At 71.9% G+C, this 1,600-nt stretch carries 2 protein-coding genes and 1 pseudogene; 2 read left to right on the forward strand and 1 reads right to left on the reverse strand.

Annotation, left to right across the window (positions count from 1 at the left end; translation table 11 throughout):
* Positions 1-399, forward strand: a pseudogene (locus KGA66_RS28930) (MFS transporter); the annotation flags it as partial.
* Here the strand turns inward: KGA66_RS28930 and KGA66_RS28935 are convergent.
* Positions 359-1,042 (reverse strand): rhomboid-like protein, encoded by a 684-nt coding sequence (locus KGA66_RS28935; RefSeq protein WP_211472772.1) that lies wholly within the window; start codon positions 1,040-1,042, stop codon positions 359-361. The pseudogene KGA66_RS28930 and the gene KGA66_RS28935 overlap by 41 nt on opposite strands.
* A gap of 80 nt (positions 1,043-1,122) precedes the next feature.
* Here KGA66_RS28935 and KGA66_RS28940 point away from each other — a divergent pair.
* A partial coding sequence (locus KGA66_RS28940) for an HAD family hydrolase (protein ID WP_211472774.1) occupies positions 1,123-1,600 on the forward strand: 478 nt, incomplete at its 3' end.

Genomic DNA, 1,600 nt, shown 5'->3' on the forward strand with positions numbered 1-1,600 from the left:
CTCGGCTTCGTGGTCGCGGTGGTCGCGCCCGGGCCGCCGGCGGCGCTGCTCGGCTTCGCGGTGGTGGGGCTCGGGATCTCGGTGATGGCTCCGCTGTGTTTCGCCGCCGCCGGCCGGCTCGACCCGGCCGAGACCGGGGTGGCGGTGGCCCGGCTGAACATCTTCAACTACGTCGGCTTCCTGTTCGGCTCGGCGCTGGTGACCGGGTTGTGGGGGGCGGGCGTGTCGCACCGCGCCGGACTGGTGGTGCCCCTGGCCGCGGCGGCGGCGATCGCGCTCTTCGCGTTCGGGTTCGGCGAGCGGCGCACGGCGGCGAACTTCGTGCTGCTGGGCTCCGGCCAGGGCGCGGGCGGGGATCTCAGCCTGAGCGAAGCCGCCTCCAGGCCGAACGCAGGCTGACGAGCGGGTCCCACGCGCCGGTGCGGCCGCGCGCGAGCGGATAGCAGGCGAACCCGAGCAGCAGCGCGGCGAAGTGCCCGACGTCGGTGAATGTGCGGTCGCTGAGCAGCGCGGCGCCGTAGTAGATGACGAGCGTGGCCGCGTACAGGTACCGCCACGGCGCGGTGATGAGGTAGGCGAGCACGCCTTCTGCGCCGGCGAGCGCGTAGCTCACCCCGATGTCCGGGATGAAGGCGGCGGAAGGCGGCGCGGTGCCGTGCCGGATGTTGTAGTAGACGACGCTCTGGCTCAGGTATGTCGCGCCGACGTGCGCGATGACGATCACGGCCAGCCAGCGGCCGGTGCCGAGCCAGCGTTCCACCGGCGCGTGGAACGTGCTGTAGAGGATCAGGTAGGGCCACCAGTGCCCGCCGTCGAGCCACAGCGCGCTGCTGATCAGCACCTGGACCGGCTGGTGCGAGAGTTCGCGCAGGTTGGTCGAGTGGTGCAGGACGAAGTGGTAGCGGAACCGGGGGCTGAACTGGTCCAGGATGATCTTGTTGACGAGCAGGATGATCAGCCAGGCGTATGTCCCGGGGGCGTCGCGCACGTACGCCAGAACGGCCTCGGCACTGCGCTGGACCCGCGCCGCCGGTTGCACCATGCATCCATGATGACCGGGTCCACGGGCCGGCGCCCGGACCGCCGCTGCCCGCGCGGCGGCGGTGCGCGAGACTGATCGCCGTGCACACCCACCTGTACAGCCTGCCCGCCGCCGTCGACGCTTCGGCCGACGAACTGGACGCGCCGGTGCCGCCGATCGAGGCGGTGCTCTTCGACTTCGCCAACACCCTGTTCCGCATGGTGCCCACGGACGTCTTCCTGCGCCGGGTGTGGCGGGCCGCCGGGCGCGACATCGCAGACCTCGACGTCGCGTCGGTGGCACGCGGGGTGCGGGCCGCTGCCGAGTTGCCGCATGTGCGCGCCGCGCAGCAGGGCCGCGATACGGACCCGAAGCTGCACCGCGAGGCCACGCGCGTCTGGTTCACGGCGGTGCCGCAGCTGGCCGGGATCTTCGATCTGGCGTACGAGGCGGTCTTGGCGGCGGAGAACTGGTTCGCGTACACGGACACGGTGCCGGTGCTGAGCGAACTGAGCCGGCGCGGGATACCGGTCGGCGTGGTCAGCGACATCGTCTGGGACGTGCGCCGCGATCTGGAGG

The sequence above is a fragment of the Actinocrinis puniceicyclus genome (assembly GCF_018283645.1).
Lineage (GTDB): Bacteria > Actinomycetota > Actinomycetes > Streptomycetales > Catenulisporaceae > Actinocrinis > Actinocrinis puniceicyclus.

Coding starts and splice junctions, on each gene's coding strand:
- KGA66_RS28935 (WP_211472772.1), bottom strand. CDS start 1,042: ATGGTGCAACCGGCGGCGCGGGTCCAGCGCAGTGCCGAGGCCGTTCTG.